The 22,901-nt window shown below is 40.7% G+C and carries 14 protein-coding genes; 12 read left to right on the top strand and 2 right to left on the bottom strand.

Translation table 11 applies throughout. The features are described from left to right. Position 1 precedes the first annotated feature (1 nt). The 12 genes from FSB73_RS09615 to FSB73_RS09665 all read left to right on the top strand — a co-directional run bounded on the left by FSB73_RS09615 (position 2) and on the right by FSB73_RS09665 (position 21,552). The gene (locus FSB73_RS09615) at positions 2-1,696 is read left to right on the top strand and encodes a SusC/RagA family TonB-linked outer membrane protein (RefSeq protein WP_146781330.1); all 1,695 of its coding nucleotides are present in this window, start codon (positions 2-4) and stop codon (positions 1,694-1,696) included. Further along, positions 1,687-2,520 carry a SusC/RagA family TonB-linked outer membrane protein gene (locus FSB73_RS09620; protein ID WP_146781332.1) on the top strand — a complete coding sequence of 278 codons (834 nt, stop codon included), beginning with the start codon at positions 1,687-1,689 and terminating at the stop codon, positions 2,518-2,520. The genes FSB73_RS09615 and FSB73_RS09620 overlap by 10 nt, the downstream gene beginning before the upstream one ends. A gap of 88 nt (positions 2,521-2,608) precedes the next feature. Continuing rightward, positions 2,609-4,375: a RagB/SusD family nutrient uptake outer membrane protein gene (locus FSB73_RS09625; RefSeq protein WP_146781334.1), complete on the top strand. Its 1,767-nt coding sequence runs from the start codon at positions 2,609-2,611 to the stop codon at positions 4,373-4,375. 275 nt (positions 4,376-4,650) lie between these two features. Further along, positions 4,651-5,391, top strand: coding sequence for a rhamnogalacturonan acetylesterase (locus tag FSB73_RS09630; RefSeq protein WP_158639480.1), 741 nt, complete (start codon positions 4,651-4,653; stop codon positions 5,389-5,391). A 10-nt stretch (positions 5,392-5,401) separates the two neighbouring features. Continuing rightward, positions 5,402-6,730: a rhamnogalacturonan acetylesterase gene (locus FSB73_RS09635; RefSeq protein WP_146781338.1), complete on the top strand. Its 1,329-nt coding sequence runs from the start codon at positions 5,402-5,404 to the stop codon at positions 6,728-6,730. Positions 6,731-6,759: 29 nt separating this feature from the next. Continuing rightward, positions 6,760-8,622: a rhamnogalacturonan lyase gene (locus FSB73_RS09640; RefSeq protein WP_146781340.1), complete on the top strand. Its 1,863-nt coding sequence runs from the start codon at positions 6,760-6,762 to the stop codon at positions 8,620-8,622. 203 nt (positions 8,623-8,825) lie between these two features. Then, positions 8,826-11,234 carry a glycoside hydrolase family 2 TIM barrel-domain containing protein gene (locus tag FSB73_RS09645; protein ID WP_146781342.1) on the top strand — a complete coding sequence of 803 codons (2,409 nt, stop codon included), beginning with the start codon at positions 8,826-8,828 and terminating at the stop codon, positions 11,232-11,234. A 165-nt stretch (positions 11,235-11,399) separates the two neighbouring features. After that, a complete protein-coding gene (locus FSB73_RS09650) occupies positions 11,400-14,444 on the top strand; it encodes a DUF4982 domain-containing protein (RefSeq protein WP_146781344.1) in 3,045 nt (1,014 codons plus the stop codon). An 80-nt stretch (positions 14,445-14,524) separates the two neighbouring features. Further along, positions 14,525-16,063, top strand: coding sequence for a sialate O-acetylesterase (locus FSB73_RS09655; RefSeq protein WP_158639481.1), 1,539 nt, complete (start codon positions 14,525-14,527; stop codon positions 16,061-16,063). 428 nt (positions 16,064-16,491) lie between these two features. Beyond that, positions 16,492-18,816: a SusC/RagA family TonB-linked outer membrane protein gene (locus tag FSB73_RS09660; RefSeq protein WP_225974673.1), complete on the top strand. Its 2,325-nt coding sequence runs from the start codon at positions 16,492-16,494 to the stop codon at positions 18,814-18,816. A 2-nt stretch (positions 18,817-18,818) separates the two neighbouring features. Further along, positions 18,819-19,703 carry a SusC/RagA family TonB-linked outer membrane protein gene (locus FSB73_RS24675; RefSeq protein WP_225974674.1) on the top strand — a complete coding sequence of 295 codons (885 nt, stop codon included), beginning with the start codon at positions 18,819-18,821 and terminating at the stop codon, positions 19,701-19,703. A gap of 100 nt (positions 19,704-19,803) precedes the next feature. Then, positions 19,804-21,552, top strand: a complete 1,749-nt coding sequence (locus FSB73_RS09665) for a RagB/SusD family nutrient uptake outer membrane protein (protein ID WP_225974675.1) — start codon at positions 19,804-19,806, stop codon at positions 21,550-21,552. 238 nt (positions 21,553-21,790) lie between these two features. Here the strand turns inward: FSB73_RS09665 and FSB73_RS09670 are convergent, their stop codons facing one another. Both FSB73_RS09670 and FSB73_RS09675 read right to left on the bottom strand, forming a co-directional pair. Next, positions 21,791-22,114: a helix-turn-helix domain-containing protein gene (locus FSB73_RS09670; RefSeq protein ID WP_146781350.1), complete on the bottom strand. Its 324-nt coding sequence runs from the start codon at positions 22,112-22,114 to the stop codon at positions 21,791-21,793. A 44-nt stretch (positions 22,115-22,158) separates the two neighbouring features. Beyond that, the gene (locus FSB73_RS09675) at positions 22,159-22,887 is read right to left on the bottom strand and encodes a LytR/AlgR family response regulator transcription factor (RefSeq protein ID WP_146781352.1); all 729 of its coding nucleotides are present in this window, start codon (positions 22,885-22,887) and stop codon (positions 22,159-22,161) included. Positions 22,888-22,901: the final 14 nt, after the last annotated feature.

Genomic DNA, 22,901 nt, shown 5'->3' on the forward strand with positions numbered 1-22,901 from the left:
TATGTACAATCCTTTATCCGACATTGATATTAAGGACATTGAGAATATTACCGTGCTTAAAGGGGGAAATTCTACTTATGGGACCAAAGGCGCAAATGGGGTCATTCAAATAACCACTTCCCGGTCACAGGAGCTGGCGACCAGGATTGATTTTGCAGCTTATGGTGGCTATAATTTTGCCCCAACTAAGTTACCTGTACTTCAGGCGGGGGATTACAGAATCTTATTGTCTGAACTTTTAAAAACTAAAGGACTTTCTGCGGATGAGATTGCGGATTTACCCTATATGGTAGATAGAATAAGTGAAGGTGATTATTATAACTATCACAATAATACGGATTGGCAAAATCAGGTTTTGAACAGTAGTTATAATAGTAATTATTACTTGAAAGTAACAGGTGGAGATAATATCGCTAAATATGCTCTTTCTTTGGGTTACCTTACCAATGGAGGTGTTTTGAAAAATGCTGATTTGAATAAATATCAGATGCGTTTTAATGGTGATTTGCAGTTATCCAAGAAATTGACTGCTTCTGTCAATTTAGGATTGGTGTCCATGACACAGAACCTTTTGGAACAAGGAGGTGAAGGAGTCTTGAGCCCGTTATCACTTAGTCTGATTAAATCACCATTTTTATCCGTAAATGTGAGAGATCATGAAGGCGTCACTTCTCCTAATTTATCTGGATTTGATTCATTCCGTGTTTCTAATCCAGTAGCTATTGCTAATAATATGCAGGGCAAGAATAAAAGTTACCGCTTTACAGGAGCGGTTAAATTTAACTATCAGTTAAACAATGATTTTTCAATTAAGACGATTTTTGGGCTGACATTTGACAAAATGCAGGAAGATGTATTTGTGCCCGAATCCGGTGTTGTTCCTGATACGTTATCTTCGGCGGTTGCATTTAATAGGTCTGGGAGCAATATGGCTCGTTATTTCTCCTTTTACAACAATACGGCCCTTTCTTATAATAAAAGCTTTAATAATAATCATAAACTTCAAGTTGATCTGGGTTACCGTTTTGAAAACAATAAATTTGAGAATGAATACGGGCATGGATACAATTCAGCGACTGACGAATTTGTAAGTGTAGGGATGGGCAATGCATTGCTTAGGCAAGTGGGTGGTGCTGATGGGAAATGGAACTGGCTGAATACTTATTTGCACGCTGATTATTCGATCCGTGACAAATATTTTCTGTCCGCCAATGCCGCTGCTGATGGGTCGTCAAGGTTTGGGAAGCAGGCGCCGGATGGCTTTAATTTTGGGGGTGTCAAATTTGCACTCAATCCATCAATAGCTGCCGGATGGTTGATTAGTTCTGAAGACTTTTTTGCAAATGTCAAGTTTGTTGATAACCTTAAGCTTAGGGCTTCCTATAGCAGAGTAGGCAATGATGATATTGGTAATTATACCGCCAGACAATATTATGTTTCCCAAAATTTAGTTAGCAGTCAAGGCATTGTTAGAGGAAATATAGGTAATCCCGCATTGGAATGGGAGCATACGGATCAGCTAAATTTTGGGTTAGACGCCGCTTTATGGAATGAAAGACTCAGTTTTAGCCTGGATTATTTTAATAATAAAAGTGACAATGTGATTACCATTGCTCCCACTGCTGAATATGTTGGATTGGATTATATCGTTGCCAATAACAGTGCAATGAGTAATAAGGGGTTGAAATGGCATTAAATGCCCGCATTCTCAATGGCAAATTAAAATGGGATTTGGGTTTGAATGTGAGCAAATATGAAAATAAGGTAGAGAAACTTGCTAAGGGGGCCGTACTAACTGATTATGTTGGAGCGACTTATTTAACTAAGGTCGGTCAGGCAGCAAATTTATTTTACGGATATACGACAAATGGCGTTTTTAGTAGCGACCAAGAGGCATTGAGCTCTGGGTTGCAATATGAAAACACAAACGGAGTACTGACTGCTTTTAAGGGTGGGGATATTATATTTGATGATAAGGATAATAACCATATTATTAACGATGCAGACAGGCAAGTGATAGGAAATCCGAATCCTAAATGGTTTGGCGGGATTACCAATAATTTTTCCTGGAAGGCCTGGTCCTTAAATACCTTATTTACGTTTAGTCAAGGAAATGATATTTATAATTACACCAGAATGCAATTAGAATCCATGTCTGGTTATCAAAATCAGTCAGTAGCGGTCAATAACAGATGGCGATTTGATGGACAGGTTACAAATATACCAAGAGCAGCCTGGGGAGATCCTGCTGGTAATTCGAGATTTTCAGATAGATGGATCGAAGACGGCTCTTATCTTAGGTTGCGTACCGTTTCCCTTTCTTATAATATTCCAGTCAAAACTCCAACACTTAAATACATTAAGATATATGCTACGGGTAATAATTTGTTTACATGGACAAAATACCTTGGCTATGATCCAGAATTCAGTTCCTCCAATGGGCTGTACGGCCAAGGTGTGGATTTGGGATTGTTGCCGGTTTATAAGACAGTACAACTAGGTGTAAGGTTAGGATTCTAAAGTGTAAGGTGGTCTAGGTTTTTAATAATATTAGATACAAAGAAGCTGGATTCGATGTTTTGCAGCTTTTGAATAAAAATAAAACGTAATGAAGATGATTACTTCTTTTATTAAATGGTTACAGCGTGCTCTGGGATTATTCTTAATACTTTCCCTATTAAACTCCTGTCAAAAGACCTTTGATATTAAGCCAGATAATGTGCTGGATGCTTCACAGGTTTATAGGGATGTTAATGAGGCGGACGGGGCAATATTTGGTATTTATGGTCAGGTGGTTGGTTTGTCTGAACAATATGTTGTCCTTAATGAATTAAGGGGTGATCTGATGGATGTAACCGCAAATGCGGATAAGTACTTGGTTGAATTAAACCAGGAGACATCCTCTAAGGACAATCCTTATGCTGATCCGCGGCCATTTTACAAGGTTATATTGAATTGTAACGATGCATTGTATAATTTTCAATTGATGCTTAGAGATAATCGTATGACTCAGGCTGATTTTGATATCAGGTACTCAGCTGTGGGGGCTATTCGAAGTTGGTTATATCTTGAATTGGGCATTCAATACGGAACGATTCCTTATGTAACTAATGCATTAACAGATGTAGATGCAGTTAAGAATCAGGCAAATTATCCAAGATTGGGCTTTGCTGCCTTATTAGATACTTTGACTGCGTTTACAGAGAATTTGCCTGCAAAATTACCTTTCCCTGCCGGCACGTCACTTTTAACAACCATTGATGGTTATGCGACGGATAAGTTTTTTATTCCTATTCCATTACTTTTAGGGGATCTTTATTTATGGAAGGGTGATTATACAAGGGCTGCTACCTATTATCATGTTATGATGGATTACAGTAATACACTTTATCCGGCAATGAATAGTGAGCAATTTTACGAAACCTATAAAGTAGCTTATACGGCCAATATTAATGGAGCAAATTGGAGCAATATTTTTGTTCAGCCTTATGGAGAGCGGTATTCCAATTATGAGATCATGTGGGATTTGCCGTTTGCAGATGATTTTGCACCTGAAAATCCATTTATTAAATTATTTTATAATCAAACGGGTGGTTATTTATTAAAACCTTCTCAAATGATTATAAATGAGTGGGATAATCAAATAAGAACTGATAGCACACCAGGAGATTACAGAGGTGCCGGGGCTTCCTACAAAATGGTGGCTGGGCAACCGGTAGTCAATAAATTCAGTTCTAATTTTGATCCTTTGAATCCATTTGTGAAGGCGGATAAATGGATTTTGTATCGAGCGGCATTGCTACATTTCCATTATAGTGAGTGCGCGATTCATGATGGAAGAACTACCCTAGCCTATGGGCTTATGAATAATGGAATCCGTGGGGCATTTAATCCTTTAGGCCTCAGTCAAACGGACGATGTAACAGATTATGAACAAAGCATCGGCGCACCCTATGATTTTGATGCCCGAATGGGGGATTATCCCTCTTACAGAGCACATTGGTACAGAAACACAGGTATCAATACCAGAGTATCTGTTCCAAATGAAATCATTGATTCGGCTAAATATTATGATACCACGGTTTTGCCACGGCAATTTCTTACCGCTTCAAGCAAGGACAGCCTGGAAAAAGATATGATGGACGATTTGTTGCATTATGCTGCGATGGAATTGGCATTCGAGGGCAACCGGTGGCCTGATTTACTAAGAATTGCATTAAGAAGAGAAAAACAAAAACCTGGAAGCGGGGTTACATTTCTGCAAGAAAGAATTGGCGCAAAATTTAAAGCGAGTGGTCGGGCAGACTTAGGTGCTATGGTTAGCTCAAGACTGGCAGATCCCAAAAATTGGTTTTTACCATTTAATTGGGACTAGTTGGAAAAATTAAAATAAATGACCATTTTACAATTAAAAATTAAACCTTGATTGAGCACATACGTCTAATGAGAACTAATAGAACCTAGTTTGTTTGTCCTAATCTATGAAGGTTATGGTGGTCTCAGAAACTTTAATTTAAAGGAATTTTTTTTATAATATTAGTTTGCGAATGATTGAATATTAATTTAGTTATTTATTTAAAGATTGCCCCATTTTTATTTTCTATGGAAAATTAAATGGGGTTTTCTTTAAGTATTATTTTAAGTAATTCTATGAAAGCTCTTTTGTATTGTTTTATTGGCCTTACACTGGTGTCCTTTATGTTACCTGAAAAACATAAGCTGAGGATTTTTATGGCTGGAGACTCAACCATGCAACTATATGACAGCACAAAAACACCACAGCGTGGATGGGGTCAACTTTTACCTGAATTCTTTCGTGAAGATGTAGAAATCCATGACCTCGCCAGGGGAGGAAGGAGTACCAAAAGTTTTATTGCAGAGGGCCTATGGTTGAAATTAGTTACTCAATTAGAAAAAGGGGATTGGGTCATTATAGAATTTGGGCACAATGATCATGATAAAAGAAAGCCAGAACGTTATACACCTCCCGAAGACTATAAAAGAAATTTAATTAAAATGGTAAATGATGTCAAAGCGAAAGGCGCCTTTCCAATAGTTTTGACCCCAATAGCGATGCGCTCCTTTGATAAGAATGGTCATTATTATGACGGCCATGGGGCTTATCCCGGTAAAGTGAAGGAGGCTGCTGAACAGACCCATACACCAATTATTGATTTGGACAGCATATTTGGGGCAGTTGTTGCTGGTATGGGAATGGATAGCTCAAAGGCACTTTTTATGAATTTCGGGCCAGGATTATATAAAGCTTATCCTCAGGGTAGAAAGGATAATACACATTTACGTGCAGCAGGGGCTAAAAAGGTAGCCGCCTTATTTGTGGCAAATCTGAAACGATTACATTTAAAACCAATTAATCAATATTTATTATAATACGTTTATTATGTTTACTCAAAAAAATAAAGGCTTAGTAATGGTGTTTATGGCGCTAACCTTTGGTTTTGCGCAGGCGCAGTCTATAAAGAAATATGACTTTGGAACCGGAGAAGTTGCCCCAGGTTATACGAAGGTGACGGCAATAGATACTTATTCAGATGCAAAAGGTTATGGTTTTGATTATGGTACTAATGCTATAGCCATTGACAGGGATAGTAAAGACGCTTTAACCGGCGATTTTTGTACAGGCGTAGGTCCTGTCTTCTTTTCTTCCAAGTTGGCGCAAGGCAACTACAAAGTGACCGTTACATTAGGTGATAAATTAAAAGCCACAACGACAACTATAAAAGCTGAATCTAGACGGTTGATGGTGGAAAAGGTTCAGACCGCACCTGGACAGTTTAAAACCGTCACTTTTAATGTAAGTGTATGGGATAGCATTATTTCTGGGAATAAAAAAGTTAAACTGAAATCCAGAGAATTCACGAGCCTTGACTGGGATAATAAATTGACGCTGGAGTTTGGCAACAATAATCCTAGTATTGATGCGATTACCATTGAGGAACTTCCAAATCCTATACAGGTATTCATTATGGGTAATTCTACTGTTACAGACCAAGCGCTTTCGCCATGGGCTAGTTGGGGCCAGATGTTTCCGGCCTTTTTTGATTATGGAAACGTAGTGATCACCAATATGGCCGCCTCAGGAGCCACGCTTAGATCCACACTTGGCAGAAGAAGGTTGGATAAGGTGGCGGCCATGTTACATAAAGGAGATTACGTATTTATTGAATTTGCACATAATGATCAAAAGAAAGGGTCAGGCGAGGAGGCATTTACTACCTATAATAAATACTTGAAGATCTTTGCCGATACCGCGCGTAATCATGGGGCAATCCCTGTTTTCATTACGTCGACCAATCGCAGGAATTTTGATAAATCCGGGCAGGTAATAAATACACTGGGAGATTTTCCCGCTGCCATGCGTCTGGAAGCGAAGAAAGAAAATGTGCAACTCATCGATCTGACTAAAATGACTAAAACCTTATATGAGGCTTATGGCGATAAGGAATCTAGAAAGTTATTTGTGCAATACCCTGCGGGCACTTTTCCTGATCAAGAGCATCAGTTGGAAGACAACACCCATTTTTGCGATTTTGGTGCCTATGAAGTGGCTAAATGTGTGGTTGAAGGGCTTAAGCATTCCGATTTGACTTTAAAAAATTATCTAAGAAGTGATTTGCCCGCTTTTGATCTTAGTCATCCTGATGATTTTAATAAGTGGGATTTGCCGGTGACACCCATGTTTTCTGAGATTAAGCCTTATGGTAATTGATGATATTCGCCTCTTTAAAAATAAAATTTATGAAAAAAATATTTCTTATTTCTATAATGTGTATATGGACAGTGACTATTGTTCATGCACAGCGTCAGATGGAGTACCTGAATCGTGGGATTTATGCGATAAATGAGGGAAATGGGAGTGTCTTTGTGAGTTGGCGGTTTATGGAAAATGAATCTGCGGATGTTGGTTTTAATCTTTATAGAACCAGTAAGGGGAAGACCGTAAAACTGAACAAATCTCCACTTCAGGAGGGTACAAATTTCACAGATGTAACAGCTGATACCAATGCGGTAAACACCTATTTTGTAAAGACTGTCATACATAACAGAGAGCAAAATACAGATGGATCCTTTTCGCTTAAACCGCACCAGCCAATTTACCTTTCTATACCCTTAAGAACGCCAACTGGATATAGGCCCAATGACGGTTCTGTCGGTGATTTGGATGGAGATGGACAATATGAGATTATTATACATCAGACTGGAAAGGGTAAGGACAATTCTCAGGATGGTTATACGGATCCGCCTATTTTCCAGGCATATAAATTAGATGGCACGTTTCTTTGGCAAATAAACCTGGGTAAAAACATAAGAGAAGGGGCGCATTACACCCAGTTTATGGTATATGATCTGGATGGAGATGGTAAAGCTGAGATTGTGATGAAGACGGCTGATGGCACCATTGATGGCTTAGGCGATGTTATTGGTGATTCAAGTAAAGATTACCGTAATGCAAGAGGAAGAATATTAGACGGCCCGGAATATCTTACTGTTTTTGATGGACTTACGGGCAAGGCGCTCTCTACGGTGGATTATATACCGCCTAGAGGGGATATTGGCGCATGGGGCGGTAAAGGTGGCAATGGAGGTAATGATAATTATGGCAACCGGGTTGATCGCTTTTTGGCCTGCGTTGCCTATTTGGATGGAAAACACCCAAGTGTGGTTATGTGTAGGGGGTATTATGGCCGTTCAGTTTTGGCTGCCTGGGATTTTAAAGATAAGAAACTGGTATCAAGATGGGTGTTTGACTCTCATGATGGCCAAAATCCTTTCTCCGGGCAGGGCTACCATAATTTATTTGTAGCCGATGTAGATCATGATGGCAAAGATGAAATTGTCTACGGCAGCATGTGTGTAGATGATAATGGCAAAGGATTATATACAACCGGTCTTAGACATGGAGATGCCGTACATGTCAGTCATTTTGATCCGCAAAATAAAGACCAGTTGGTCTGGGGAATACATGAAATTGAAAACGGCACCAAAGGGCCGGGTGCAGCGATGTACAATGCAAGAACAGGTAAGATTTTATGGCATGATAATGAGAACCAGGATGTGGGCAGGGGACTTGCGGCCGATATTGATCCACGTTACCCTGGTTATGAAATCTGGGGTGGCGCTGGCGGCCTTAAAGATGTTCATGGTAATGTTATTTCACAAAAAGCTCCCAGAAGCACCAATTTTAGAATATGGTGGGATGGTGATTTATTAAGTGAGCTATTGGATGGCACCCATATTGACAAATGGGATTGGAACAGTTCTACCCAGAATAGAATTTTTGATGCAAGAGAATATAACTGTGTATCCAATAATGGTACGAAAGCCAATCCTGTACTATCAGCGGATATTTTGGGAGACTGGAGAGAGGAAGTGATATACAGGACAGAAGATAATAAAGAGTTACGTATTTTTTCCACAACCATTCCTTCAAAATATCGTATTTATACCTTAATGCATAATCCACAGTACAGGTTAAGCGTTGCCTGGCAAAATGTTGGTTATAATCAGCCGCCTTATACAGATTTTTATTTAGGAGAAGGGATGCAGCGCCCTGAAGCTCCAAAAATAAAGATTTTAAAACCCAGCAATGTGCGTCACTGATCTGAACCAATATTTTTGATGTCTTGAAGCCGGTGCGTATGGTTGGTGAAGAAGCAGGATGGAACAGGACAGTTGAGCCTAATGTTTAACTTACATTTGTTTTTAATGAAAGTGATTAACGCATTGAATGGAATTAGCCGCTTTGTTTCACCCGGCTTCACCCGGCTTCTTCTTATAAATTTTAACTCCATTACACTTTAAAAATGAACTATAAATTTCTATTTGTCGCGGTTGTCCTTCTATCGGTTACTAAAATTGGGCATGGACAGGCATCTGCCGGTAACAGGACAAATGAGTTGTTTGATTTTGGCTGGAAATTCCATTATGGAGAAATGGAAAATGGTGCACAGCCTGGCCTTGATGATGCGGATTGGAGGTCTTTAGATATTCCACATGATTTTCAGATAAACCAACCCTGGGATTCTACCGCTGGAGGAGCCCGCGGCTTTAAAAATATGGGTGTAGGCTGGTACAGAAAGACATTTAAAGCCGATCCTTCCTGGAAAGGCAAAGAGGTGTTATTGGATTTTGAGGGCATTATGCTCACTGGTAAAGCTTGGCTGAATGGACAGAAAATAGGAGAGACCGATTATGGATATCTGGGCTTTGAGGCAGATATTACCAAACTAATCAATTATGACGGCCCCAATGTAGTTGCTGTTCGAGCTTCTACAGGAAAAAAGGGTGGTTCTCGTTGGTATACAGGAGGTGGTTTATTCAGAGATGTACATTTAATTGTAAAAAACGGGGTATCTGTGGCTCGTCATGGAGTGTATATTACCACACCCAAAGTAGGAAAATCAAGTGCTAGTGTAAATGTCCAGGTAGGTATCGATGGCATAAGAAACAAAAGCTACAATCTTAAGGTACAAACTGACATCTATGGTCCCCAAGGGGAAAAAGTAGCAACTGCTGTAGTGGATGCGCCAAAAAGAAATAAATTAAGTACCGTAGAAGTTAAGCTGCCATTGATTACCGTTAATCAACCTAAATTATGGTCTTGTGAGACACCGGCGCTTTACACCGCCAAAGTAAGCCTACTACTGGATGGCAAACAGATAGATCAGGTGGTGCAACCTTTTGGCATTAGAACAATTGAATTTTCAAAAGAATTTGGCTTTAAACTCAATGGCAAAAAGGTGTTTTTAAAAGGAATTGCTAATCATGATGATTTGGGAGCAGTCGGTGTTGCTGCCTATGAAACAGCCATCGCCCGCGAAATGGATACCCTAAAAGCATATGGTTTTAATACGATTAGAACCTCACATAATCCATATTCTGCAGCGTTTTTACGCCTGGCAGATGAAAAAGGGTTTTTAGTTGTAGATGAACTTTATGATAAGTGGAGCAATAAGAGCTATTGGGCCGGAAGTCAGCCTTGGACAAGCATTTGGTATCAAAATGAGATTGAATGGCTAAAAAGGGATAGAAATCACCCTTCTGTAATCTTATGGTCTTTTGGCAATGAGTTGCAGATGCGGGAAGATCTGGCAGGTTTTCCTACAGGAGATTGGGGTGTGACAACTTATCGTATTATGAATGTACTGGCCAAAAGGTATGATTCTACCAGAAAAACAACGGTGGCCATGTTTCCTGCCAGAGCAGGTGCCATTGGCAAATCAGACCCGGATTTTGATATTAAAATCTATCCGCCGGAACTTGCCACTGTCACAGAAGTCTCAAGTTTTAATTACCGGTGGAAAAATTACCCGGATTACCTGAAACATGCGCCAGATATGAATATTTTTCAAAGTGAGGCATCTACCAATGAATTAACGGCGCCCTATTTTGGGATGGATAGGGAAAAAATGATTGGACTGGCTTATTGGGGTGCGATCTCCTACTGGGGAGAATCCAATGGATGGCCTAAAAAAGGATGGGATTATTCATTTTTTGATCATGCATTAAACCCTTATCCACAGGCCTATCTGATAAAAAGCATTTTTAAGGATGAGCCGATCGTTCGCATTGCGGTTCAAGGTACAGCGGCTGATTCCATCACCTGGAATGATATTGTGGTGGGTAGAAACCATGTACAGTCCCAGTGGAATTGGACACCAGGCAGAAAATACAATATCTATACCTATACCAATGCAGAAGAAGTGGAACTTTTTGTTAACGGGAAGTCCATAGGTGTGCAGAAAAATAGCGGTACTGGAGACAAACAGCATATTATATTGTGGAAGCAAATTCCTTATCATGCTGGAAAGATACTGGCCATTGCCAGAAGTGGTGGAAAGGAAGTCGCTCGACATGAACTCCATACAACTGGAAAGGCTGTTGCCCTTAAGATGGTGGCCGAAAATAAAGATTGGAAAGCAGATGGCATGGCGCTTAATTACATTAAAGTCTATGCGGTAGATAAAAAGGGTGAACAGGTATATACGGTTAATCCAGAGGAAGTAAGCTTTCAGGTATCTGGAGCAGCTAAATTATTAGCCGTGGATAATGGGGATCAATATAGTGATGAACTCTTTAATACAAAGAGCAGAAGATTGCATAACGGTTTTGTTATGGGGATATTGCGCGCTGGCCGCACGGCTGGAGCTGTTTCAGTTAGCGTGTCCGCTCGGGGGTTAAAAGCCGGTAGTTTGCAGTTATCGACGCATTAATTTAATTATAAAGAATAAAAGTGTATATGGTGGTTTGGGCGAGTGTTCCCGGTGGTTTTGCGGGAGCACTCTTTTTACCGTTTTAATTATTATTTTAAGGTTATATAAAGTAGATCTGCGCTTGAAAATCAGAAATTCTATTGTAACGCTTTAATATCTACATCTATGAGTGTATCCAGAAGAAAGGCAATTCGGTTATTGGGAGGGTTAGCACCACTGGCAATTGCACCCCGTGTGTTTTCCAGAAATTTATTTCGTGGTAATTCCTATGGCAATGCAGCAGAAGCATTTTTAAAAAAGAATTTGGCTTCGGCGACTTCTGTAAAGCTGAATTTTAATTCAGACTGGAAAGTCTTTGTCGGGGATAATGCCCAGAGTGCTCAAGTTTCCTTTGATGATAGCAGCTGGCAACCCAGAACCTTGCCTTATGCCTGGAATGAGGATGCTGCCTTTAAAGTGGATATCGCCAGCCTTCCTACAGGTGTTGCCTGGTATAGAAAACACTTTACGCTACCTGAATCACTTAAAGGCAAAAAGATTTTTTTGGAATGTGAAGGATTAAGGCAAGCTGGTTTTTTTTACCTGAATGGCACTCTGATTGGTAAAAGCGAGAATGGTGTTATGGCATTTGGCTTTGATTTAACGGATCATGTACATTTTGGGGATAAAGAAAATGTACTGGCCGTAAAAACCGATAACAGCTGGGATTATAGGGAGCAGGCAACTAATTCTAGATATCAGTGGAATGATAAGAACTTCTATGCCAATTATGGGGGCCTAAATAAGAATATCTATATTCATGTAAAACCTGAAGTTTACCAGACCTTACCGCTTTATTCCTCTTTAGGAACAACAGGCGTATACGTTTATGCGGATAATTTTGATATACCGGCAGCCTCGGCAATTATTCACTGTGCCTCTGAGCTTAAAAATGAAAGTGCTGAATCAAAGGTGCTATATTTAGAATCTGTGGTAACAGATAGATCCGGAAAAGTAGTAAAGCGCTTTAAAGGCGACAAAGTGACTGCTCATGCTGGAGAGACTGTTGTTCTGCATGCCTCTGCTCCTGTAACAAATTTAAATTTCTGGAGCTGGGGTTATGGGTATTTATACGATGTACAGACGCTCGTCAAGCAAGGAGATGCTATTATTGATACAGTTACTACTCGAACTGGTTTTAGAAAGACTGCTTTTAAAGATGGGATGATCTATTTAAATGACAGGGTCATTAATGTGCATGGGTATGCGCAGCGGACTACTAATGAATGGCCTTCTATTGGACTCTCAGTACCCGCTTGGTTAAGTGACTATAGTAATGGACTAATGGTGGCGGGCAATGCCAATCTGGTTCGGTGGATGCATGTGACTCCATGGAAACAAGATGTTGAAAGTTGTGACCGGGTGGGTTTAATGCAGGCGATGCCTGCGGGGGATTCCGAAGGTGATGTTAAGGATCACCGTTGGGTGCAACGAAAAGAAGTTATGCGGGATGCGATTATCTATAATAGAAACAACCCCAGTATTATTTTCTACGAATGTGGCAATAAAGGCATTATGGATAGCCAAATGCAGGAAATGAAAGATATTCGGGATAAATATGACCCCCATGGCGGAAGAGCCATAGGAGCCAGAGAAATGCTGGATAGTAAGGTCGCGGAGTATGGAGGAGAAATGCTATATATTGATAAAAGTGCGACTAAGCCTCTTTGGGAAATGGAATACTCAAGAGATGAAGGAGTCAGAAAATTTTGGGATAATTATACCCCACCCTACCATAAAGATGGCGATGGGCCGTTATATAGAGGAAAGCCGGCTCCTGAGTATAATCACAATATGGAGTCCCATGCGATTGAAGACGTTGTTCGCTGGTATGAGTATTGGAAAGTTCGGCCAGGCACTGGTCGCAGGGTTAGTTCAGGAGGCGTAAATATCGTATTTGCTGACTCCAATACCCATCATAGAGGGCAGGAGAATTACAGGACCAGTGGTGAAGTGGATTCCATGCGAATAAAAAAGCAGAATTTTTACGCCAATCAAGTGATGTGGGACGGCTGGGTTGATACCGAAAAGCAAGGGTTGCATATAATTGGCCATTGGAATTATAAAGCAGGCACTGTGAAAGATATCTATGTCGTTGCAACGGCGCCCAAAGTTGAACTATTTCTAAATGGCAAATCCCTTGGATTGGGTCAGCGCAGTAATGAATTTTTATTTTCTTTTAAAAATATCAAATGGGCGCAGGGCACATTGTCTGCAAAGGGTTATGATAAAGGTGGCAAAGTGATTTGCGCCCATCAACTGGAAACGGTTGGTGAACCAACTGCTATTAAACTAACCTTGGTAGAGCGACCTACTGAATTTTTAGCGGACGGGCATGATTTACAATTACTGGAAGTCGAAGTCGTAGATAATAGAGGCAACCGCTGCCCGACAGCCTTAAATATGATTGAATTTAAACTGGATGGGCCTGCACAGTGGAGAGGCGGTATAGCTGTTGGTCCGGATAATTATATTGGTGCAAGTACATTACCTGTTGAAGGTGGGGTAAACAGAGTCTTTATTCGCTCTACACCAACTGCAGGCAAAATCAGCGTGACTGCAAAGTCCGATGGCTTAAAACCAGGGAAAATAGAGTTCGATTCCAAAGAAATTAAAGTAATCGGGGGCCTTACCGGGCACCTGCCATCCGATGGCCTGGACGGCCATCTAAGTAGAGGCGCTACCCCTGCTACGCCTTCCTATAAGATCAGCCGCCTACCTGTTGGTGTTGCAAAAGTAACTGCAGGAGCGAACCAAGAGCAAGCGCATCTGTGCTATGATGATAATGAAAGAACAGGTTGGTCAAATGACGGGAAACTGGAGACTGCTTGGATTGAGTTCGATCTGGAAAGAACGGCCATGATTGGGGCAGTAGATATCAAATTGAATAATTTTCGGACCAAACAATATCCCATATCCATTAAGGTGGATGATAAGGAGGTATTCAAAGGACTTACACAAAGGAATTTGGGCTATTTTTCCGTTCCAGTTACACCAGTGAAGGGCAGTAAGGTACGAATCAGCCTAATTGGGAATACAAAAACCCAGGATAATATAGAAGGCGAAGTTAACGGAAAGAAACTGGGCGATGGAATAAGTGCTGCAGGTTCTGATAAGAAAGGTTTTTTGGGTATTATTGAAGTAGAATTTTATGAAAATGCCATGGCGTAATTAAATGATAAATGAGCATTGTATTTAAGGACAAACCTATCTTTATCGGTTTGCCCTTAAAACAATTAATGAGTGTAAAAATGAAAAAGTTAGGTATATTTCTTGGGATTTTCTTTTTGGTCACACATGCAAATGGATTTGTAAAAGTGCCAGATATAATATCCAGCGGCATGGTGTTGCAACAGCAGGCCGCTGTTCCTATATGGGGTACTGCATTACCAGGTGAAGCTATTAAGGTTTCCTTTGCAGGTCAGCAACACGAGGCAAAAGCGGATATGTCAGGCAATTGGGTGATTTATTTGGATCCCATGCAGGCAAGCTCAGAAGGCCGGATGATGATGATTCAAGGCATCAATAGTATTCATTTAAAGGCTGTCGTGGTAGGTGAAGTCTGGTTGTGTGCTGGGCAGTCCAATATGCAATTGATCTTATCTATGACCAGTAAAGGGGATTCGGTTATTGCTTCTGCTAATTATCCGCAGTTGCATTTATTTAATGTAAGCAGGACCAACGCCTTTGGACATACCAGCGGTAAATTAGGCGTTTGGGAACCTTGTACACCAAACTCGGTAAAGGAATTTTCCGCTGCCGGCTACTATTTTGGCCTTGGATTAACAAAACACTTGAAAGTTCCCGTTGGTATTATTAATGCCTCTTTTGGCGGATCACAAGCCGAGGCCTGGACACCGCAGGCCTATTTAAGAATCCCAGAACTTCAGCCCTGTATTGATAGGGATACCCTGTGGGCAAGTCAGCGAGCGGATGTACAAATAAGCTATGCCAAGCAGCTGACAGACTGGAAAAAGTATGCGGAAAAGGAAAAAGCTGCAGGCAAAAAACCAAAAGAAGCACCGCATCAACCTGAAGCGCTTCGGGATTATAGGCCGACAGCATCTATTTATAATGCCATGATTGCTCCCTTAATACCCTATAAAATAAAAGGCTGTTTTTGGTACCAGGGAGAGAATAATGAAGGCCGCGCCGAGCAATACGGTGTTCTATTGCCTACAATGATAAAGGCATGGCGCGATAAGTGGAATCAACAACTTCCCTTTGGGATTATTCAGTTACCAAATTATAGGGATAAAGTGGCCCAACCAACAGATGGCGCCTGGAGTTTCTTAAGGGATGCACAAAGGCGCACTGCAGATAGTCTTAAAACTACCGGCCTTATTGTGTTAATTGATGCAGGTGAGGCGCACAATATCCATCCGCACAACAAACAAATTGTAGGTGAGCGAATGCTGAGGTGGGCCTTGGCAACGCAGTATAATGCACCAATACTGCCCTCTGGTCCCAGGTTTATAAAGGCAGTCACTAAAAACGGTGCAATGGTTGTTGATTTTGATATTACAGGAACCGGACTAAAAACAACTGACGGTTCGGAGCCTGAGTCATTTGCACTCGCAGGCACTGACCATAAATGGTATTGGGCTAAAGCCAAAATTATTAATAAAAACGAAGTGCGTGTCTGGAGTGAGGACGTGAAAAACCCTGTAGCGGTCAGGTATGCATTTAATAACAACCCCCAAAATCCGAATTTGACCAATGACTCAGGAGTGCCAGCCGCACCATTTAGGTCAGACAACTGGACAGGGCCAACGCACGGGAAAAAATAAGCTTAATGTTTCTATCCATGTTTAAAGTGTGCTCTGATATTTTTTATCAGAACACACTTTTTTTGTGCACCTATTTAACTGACCCGATTAAAGTTTAAAATGTATTTTAAAATGGAATAATACGCAGCTAAGCAATGCCTCAAATTAATTATTGCCATTTTCAATTATGGCAAATACTGTCATTTTTATAATTTACAAATTTTCTTTACTTGTACATCAAATTAGCTGTCTACATATAAATAATTTTTGAATAATTATATATTATTTGCATAACCTGTTATAAAACAAGGTGGAGCAGCATGGTACAGGATAGTTCTACGAGTTCTAAGGAATAGTTTTGTAAACGAATAAACGTTAGCAATAACACTGAATTGTCAGCTAAGGCGTTTACGAACCAATCTTATCATTTGTAATTTAAATGTGACTTAATGCAAAATCGATTTTTACTATTATTGTGTGCGACCTTTTGCTTTTTATGGGTTGTGCCTGGTCAGGGATTTGCGCAGAATAATCAAATTTCTTTAACCGGTACCGTCACTGATGGAACGGTGCCGTTGTCTGGAGTTAATGTTTTTGTTGAGGGCACCTCAAAAGGCGTAATCACTGACAAAGACGGCAAATTTGAGCTGACTGTTGGATCGTCAGATAAGCTGCTCTCCTTTTCTTTTGTAGGTTATGAAAAGCAGACAGTTGTCATTGGTGAAAAAAGGAGCTTTGATATTAAATTAATTCCAACGGATGATGCACTTAATGATGTCGTAGTGATTGGTTATGGAACCAGTCAAAAGAAAGATTTGACGGGATCCATTGCAACAGTATCAGGCGATGATATAAAACAGGTTCCTGTAACTTCGGCCGCGGAGGCTATTACAGGAAAGATTCCAGGTGTAAATGTCGTCACCCAAAGTGGTGCACCGGGTGCAGATATTAACGTGGTCATTAGAGGTGGAACATCCATTACGCAGAGTATAGCCCCGTTATATATAGTAGATGGATTTGAAAGCGGTGATTTGACCTCTATTGATGCCAATGATATTGAGACGATAACTGTTTTGAAAGACGCTTCTGCTACTGCTATTTATGGCGCCAGAGGTTCTAATGGCGTTGTCGTTATCACGACAAAATCAGGAAAAGCCGGAAAAACAAAAATTTCTTATAATGGTTATGTAGATGTCCAAAAACTAACGCATCCTTTAAAGCTAATGAATCCGCAGCAGTATGTTGGCTATCAATATGAATACCAATTATTGCAGGGAAAATTAAAGGATTGGGTGACTAATTTTGGCGGGAATCTAAATGATCCGGATTTTTATACAAATGCGTCCCAGTATATTCAAAGCACCTATGGGGGGAGTCCTGGCATTGACTGGCAGGACCTTGTATTTGGGGATGCTGCTGTAATGCAAAATCATAGTGTATCTATGTCAGGTGGCAATGCCAAAACCAAGTTTCTTTTAAATGGCAACTTTATGAACCAGGATGGCATCCTATCAAAGCATGGCTATCAGAAATATAATCTTCGGTTCAAAATTAATCACCAGATCAATAAACGGGTAAGCGTAGATTTCAATGCAAATTTCAATGAACGTAAGGTCGAAGGCGGCGGTTCGTTAGGGGGTGCGCTAAGGATGAGTATTTTACAGCCACCTACAGGCGGTGTAAGATTCACTGATGAACAGTTAATTACCATGGATCTGACAGACTCCATGCGCAAAACAGATCCGCAATATGATGCTTATAACCCGATAATCTTCAATAACACCAATACACAGATTAGCAAAAGACGAAATTTTACCGCCAATTTTGGGATTAATATTGATATCTTAAATAATCTGACCTGGCGAACTCAGGGAAGTTACAACTGGAACCAGACCAATAGCACCACCTGGAATGATGGTGTCACCGCCAATGTAATTGAAGCGCACGGAGGCCCATATGGCAGGATTGGTAATAGTGAAGGCAACACCTGGCAGATCACCAATACACTAACCTGGAAGCAGACTTATGGGTTACATCATATCACTGCCTTACTCGGGCAACAGACCAATGCTTCTGAGAGTAGTTTCTCAAGCAATACCTATGATGGATTCAATGAAAACAATTTTGGATTAAATAATATAAGCATGGCGACCAATCTATATGCGAAGTCTTCGGGTTTAAGTAAAGCCAGGACCGTTTCTGCCTTTGGACGTGTGATGTATAATTATGATCAGCGGTACCTGTTAACTGCAACACTTAGAGAGGATGGCGTATCAAAGTTTGCCATTGGTCATCAGTGGGGCGCATTCCCTTCCATGTCTGCAGCCTGGCGCATTTCCCAGGAAAAATTTATGAAGGGAAACAACCTTTTCAATGATTTAAAATTGCGTGTTGGAATAGGCACTACCGGCAATAGCAATATTGGCAATTACATGTATGTTACATCTTATGGAGCAGGTTTTTACGCGATTAACAATGAGGAGGTCAGTACACTGGTTCCAGGTGGAACCCTGGCTAACCCACTCGTACAGTGGGAGAAAACCAGTACAAAAGATATCGGACTGGACGTTGCCATTTTGAATAACCGGATCAGCCTGACCGCTGATTATTATAACAATGAATCCAAAAACCTGTTGCTGAAAGCGAGTATTCCTACTTCCACAGGTTATTCTGACCAATATCAAAATATAGGTGCGATTAGAAACAGCGGGTTTGAATTCTCCTTGAATACACAAAATATTAAAAGCAAAAATTTACCTGGACGACCAACCTGAATATGTCCTTTAACAGATCAAAGGTTCTTTCTCTGGCCAATGACAATAGCACTTACTATAGTGGAGCATTCATTGTCCAAGTGGGTAAACCGCTTGGTCAGTTCTATGGGTACAAATATGATGGTATCTATACGACGGATGATTTTACACAAAACAGTGATGGGACCTATAGTCTAAAGGACGGCGTCCCTCGTGAAAAAGGCCGCACAGCGCAGATTAAACCCGGTGACATCAAACTTGGGGCTACGGCCGGCAATACAGATGACGATGGAAACCCTGTCTGGTCCGCAGACGACCGTACAGTGATTGGTAATTCTTCTCCTGATTTTACAGGAGGTATGACCAATACCTTTACTTATAAAGGATTTGATTTAAGTATATTTATGAACTTCTCTTATGGAAATCAGGTGTTTAACGAAAATAATCAAAGGTTTCTGGGACCAAGATTGCCCAATCAGGATGCACTGGCAATCATGGATAATCGTTTTAGATTAATAGATCCAAGCACTGGCAAAGAAACCACTAATCTTGCCACGCTTGCGGCCTTAAATCCAGGCCAGCATGATCCGAAGGCAGTGTGGAGTGTCAATCCGCAAAATAATTACAATGGAACATCCGTTTTTTCTGATTACTTTTTAGAAGACGGTTCCTTTTTGCGCTTAAATACAATTACACTGGGTTACCGGTTCCCTGAACAGTTTTTAACTAAGTTAAAAATTCAGGGATTGAGAATATATGCAACGGTGCATAATCTGCACACATTTACTAAATATACGGGATATGATGCTGAAGTGGCGTCTTCTGACGGTGTCCTTGGAAACGGGGTGGATGATTCTGCCTATCCCAGATCCAGAAGTTTTGTGGCCGGTGTTAATTTGTCCTTTTAATCCATAAATAATAAAGATGAAATCCTTATATAAAAACACACTATATCTTATAATAATCGCCTTAGCTACTTGCTTTGTCTCATGCAAAAAGTGGCTGGATATGCCCAATCCTAGTGCATTTGATAGCCAGACCACATTTGCCACCGTAAGTGCTGCAGAAATGGCGGTATTGGGAGCCTATGCCAAAACCTTCAACCGGGATATTTATTGCCGGTTGGGAGATGGTAATGATGCATCCATTTCCTCAGAAGGTATCGGGGGCTCTAAATGGCTGTTATCTAATTTTGAGTATAGCTCAGCTTTGGTTCCTTCAGATACGTATAATTCTATGTATAGTGGGATTGAATACAGCAATGTTTGTATTAGCCATTTAAAAGAGATGAAAGGCAAGGATGAGGCTGAACAAAAGAAGATTAATATGCTTTTGGGTGAGTGTTATGCGATCCGCGCCATGAGTTATTTTAACCTGGTCAGGTATTGGGGAGATGTGCCTTATAGGACGATCCCGGTTGCCGCGGATACCTCCATGTATTCTTCCAGAGTCAGCAGAGATACAATATATGACGGTTGTATTGCGGATCTTCAAAAGGCAGTTGAGCTCCTGCCCTGGTATAGTGAAGGCATGATTAGCACACCAGAAAGATTTTCCAAGAATTCTGCCTATGGCATTTTGGCGAGGGTCGCTTTATATGCTGCCGGCTATTCGCTGAGATGGGACTTGAATACTTATGCTGCTGGGAGCGTCAAGCTATCCAAAAGAGCGGATGCGGGTAAAATTAAGCAGTTATATCAAATTGCCTCTGACGCTGCGGATAAAGTGATCAAACAAGGGGAGAATGCGCTTTTACCCAGTTTTGAAACAGTATTCAGGAATCTGGTCCAGGGTAAATATGACAACGAGACGATGTTGGAATACGGGCAATATGGCAATGATGTTAACGGCGGTGGTATAGGTTATACCAATGGGATGTTTACCAATTCCAGTTCGATATATAAAAAAGCGCTTCCATTAATAGCTGCCATCCCAACCCTTTGGTTTGATTACAGACCCGGTGATCAGCGCAGGGACGTTTCCATTGCCAACTATAGTGTTACAGCAGACAATGAAAGGCAACTAAATCCATATGGCAATAACCGGATCGGCAAATTTAGGGCGACCTGGATGCTAGATAACGGTGCGGCCGTCAATAAAAGAAATATCAACTGGCCATGGCTAAGGTATTCGGATGTGCTTTTAATGTATGCTGAGGCGCAAAATGAGTTATATGATGGTCCCACCAGTGAAGCAAAAGAGGCATTGACTGAGGTGAGAACGCGTGCATTTGGTGGAGACAAAAGCAAAATCGGAGCAATACCCAGTAATTATGCAGACTTTAAAAGTGCCCTAATCGAAGAGCGTAAATTGGAACTCGCTTTTGAAGGGCTTAGGAGAACAGATCTAGTGCGTTGGGGCGTGCTATATGATACGATTACGGCAGCCAGACAAAATGTTCTGGATATGGCTAATAAAACCGGCCGCTATGCCAATATTGATGTCTATAGGGCTTATCAGTTGAAAAAGGCGACAGATTTTAATGATCCTGTAGTGGCAGTGCCTTATATTGGGTACAAGGCAAAACCTTCCGAGACGGTGATTGATTCACTTACAGCTGCAGGTTATACTTTACTGGATATGTTTACAGGTGCCCCTGCTGCGGGAGCAGGAGATTTTCCGCTGGAATCAACTGCGCCATGGGTGACCGGGCTGTTTGAAGGGGCAAAGAAAAACAAAATGGAAATTATGCCCTTATCTGATGGTATGATTGATGATAATCCTGGATTGCAGGGTGAGCAGATGCCTAGTTATTAATAAAATATAGGTTAAATAAGATGGCCGGTTAAAATTTGAAATTTAACCGGCCATCTTATTTAAAAGGGCTTTTATTGCCGTGCTAAGCAGGAAAACTAGACTTGATGCTGCAAATTAATGGCGGCTAAATGACTTTGAATAGGATACAATAGTATTAAATTTAGAGCGTAACTTACGTTTTAGAGATACAATTGTATTCAATTGGCCTTTTTAAAACAAAAACCTAAATTAGATTTCTCTACGCAATACTGCCTGTGGCTTTTAAAAGCACATTGTCCAAAGTATGCATTACTGAGCGCTTGACATCCTCTGGTAATTTAAGAAGGGATTTAATCTTATCGAGCAAAGTATTATCTACATTTATTTCAATATTACCGACCAGGTAGTCTATGGAGACATCTAAGGCATGTGCCAGTTTCCCAGCCATATCTACAGAGGGAAGGGCCATGCCAAGTTCGTATTTGCCAATGACATTGGGATGTGTGCCAGCTAAGGTAGCCAGCTCTTGTTGAGAGAAACCTTTTTCTTTTCTAAGTGTGCTTAATCTATGTGCGAGTTCCATTGTTTAATAATTTTTCGGTGATAAGCGGTTCAATACAATTAATATTAGAATCCAAGTTCCGCCTTTAATTTGGTATAACCCGTTCTGCTGACCTGCAACCTGACGTCATTTCTGAGGATTACACAGTACTGCTCTTTTTCATACAAATCCACCTTGTGGATATGTTGAATATTTACCAAATAAGAGCGGTGAATCCTTACAAACTGATGTTCCGGTAAATGCTGCTCAAAATGACTCATGGTCTGGTGTTTCAGATAGTATTTGTCGGCAGTGTGTATTTTGACATAATCATCAGCAGCCTCCAGGTAGAAAACTTCTTGTAATGGCAGAATTTTGACCTCACCATTCACTTTTACAACGATACGTTGCATTTGTTCAGGCAGCTGGGGTATAATCTGGTCTTTAGAGAGTTGACTCGTGCCTTGGGCGTAGTTACGGACTTTGCTAAGAGCACCTGAAAGCCTGTCGGCGTGTACGGGTTTTAATAAATAGTCCAGAGCGTTCACCTCGAATGCTTTTAATGCAAATTCGTCGTAGGCTGTTGTAAAAATGACTTTTGGTGGATTATCCAAAAGTTCCAGCATTTCAAAGCCGGTAATCTTGGGCATTTGTATATCCAAAAAAATCAGTTCAGGCTGCAATTCCTGGATGGCTTTTAAGCCTTCAAATCCATCATTGCACTGAGCAATAACTTCAATATCTTTATGATCTTCCAAAAGCTCAATGAGTAAGCTTCTGGCTAATGGTTCGTCGTCGATAATAATTGTGCGCATATGTAAAAATTTAA

Origin of the sequence: Arachidicoccus ginsenosidivorans, assembly GCF_007971385.1 — a bacterium.
In the GTDB taxonomy this organism is placed as follows: domain Bacteria; phylum Bacteroidota; class Bacteroidia; order Chitinophagales; family Chitinophagaceae; genus Arachidicoccus; species Arachidicoccus ginsenosidivorans.

Excerpts from the sequence above, each read along its gene's own strand:
- FSB73_RS09615 (WP_146781330.1), top strand. The coding sequence starts at position 2 with ATGTACAATCCTTTATCCGACATTGATATTAAGGACATTGAGAATATT.
- FSB73_RS09620 (WP_146781332.1), top strand. The coding sequence starts at position 1,687 with ATGGCATTAAATGCCCGCATTCTCAATGGCAAATTAAAATGGGATTTG.
- FSB73_RS09625 (WP_146781334.1), top strand. The coding sequence starts at position 2,609 with ATGAAGATGATTACTTCTTTTATTAAATGGTTACAGCGTGCTCTGGGA.
- FSB73_RS09630 (WP_158639480.1), top strand. The coding sequence starts at position 4,651 with ATGAAAGCTCTTTTGTATTGTTTTATTGGCCTTACACTGGTGTCCTTT.
- FSB73_RS09635 (WP_146781338.1), top strand. The coding sequence starts at position 5,402 with ATGTTTACTCAAAAAAATAAAGGCTTAGTAATGGTGTTTATGGCGCTA.
- FSB73_RS09640 (WP_146781340.1), top strand. The coding sequence starts at position 6,760 with ATGAAAAAAATATTTCTTATTTCTATAATGTGTATATGGACAGTGACT.
- FSB73_RS09645 (WP_146781342.1), top strand. The coding sequence starts at position 8,826 with ATGAACTATAAATTTCTATTTGTCGCGGTTGTCCTTCTATCGGTTACT.
- FSB73_RS09650 (WP_146781344.1), top strand. The coding sequence starts at position 11,400 with ATGAGTGTATCCAGAAGAAAGGCAATTCGGTTATTGGGAGGGTTAGCA.
- FSB73_RS09655 (WP_158639481.1), top strand. The coding sequence starts at position 14,525 with ATGAAAAAGTTAGGTATATTTCTTGGGATTTTCTTTTTGGTCACACAT.
- FSB73_RS09660 (WP_225974673.1), top strand. The coding sequence starts at position 16,492 with ATGCAAAATCGATTTTTACTATTATTGTGTGCGACCTTTTGCTTTTTA.
- FSB73_RS24675 (WP_225974674.1), top strand. The coding sequence starts at position 18,819 with ATGTCCTTTAACAGATCAAAGGTTCTTTCTCTGGCCAATGACAATAGC.
- FSB73_RS09665 (WP_225974675.1), top strand. The coding sequence starts at position 19,804 with ATGCCCAATCCTAGTGCATTTGATAGCCAGACCACATTTGCCACCGTA.
- FSB73_RS09670 (WP_146781350.1), bottom strand. The coding sequence starts at position 22,114 with ATGGAACTCGCACATAGATTAAGCACACTTAGAAAAGAAAAAGGTTTC.
- FSB73_RS09675 (WP_146781352.1), bottom strand. The coding sequence starts at position 22,887 with ATGCGCACAATTATTATCGACGACGAACCATTAGCCAGAAGCTTACTC.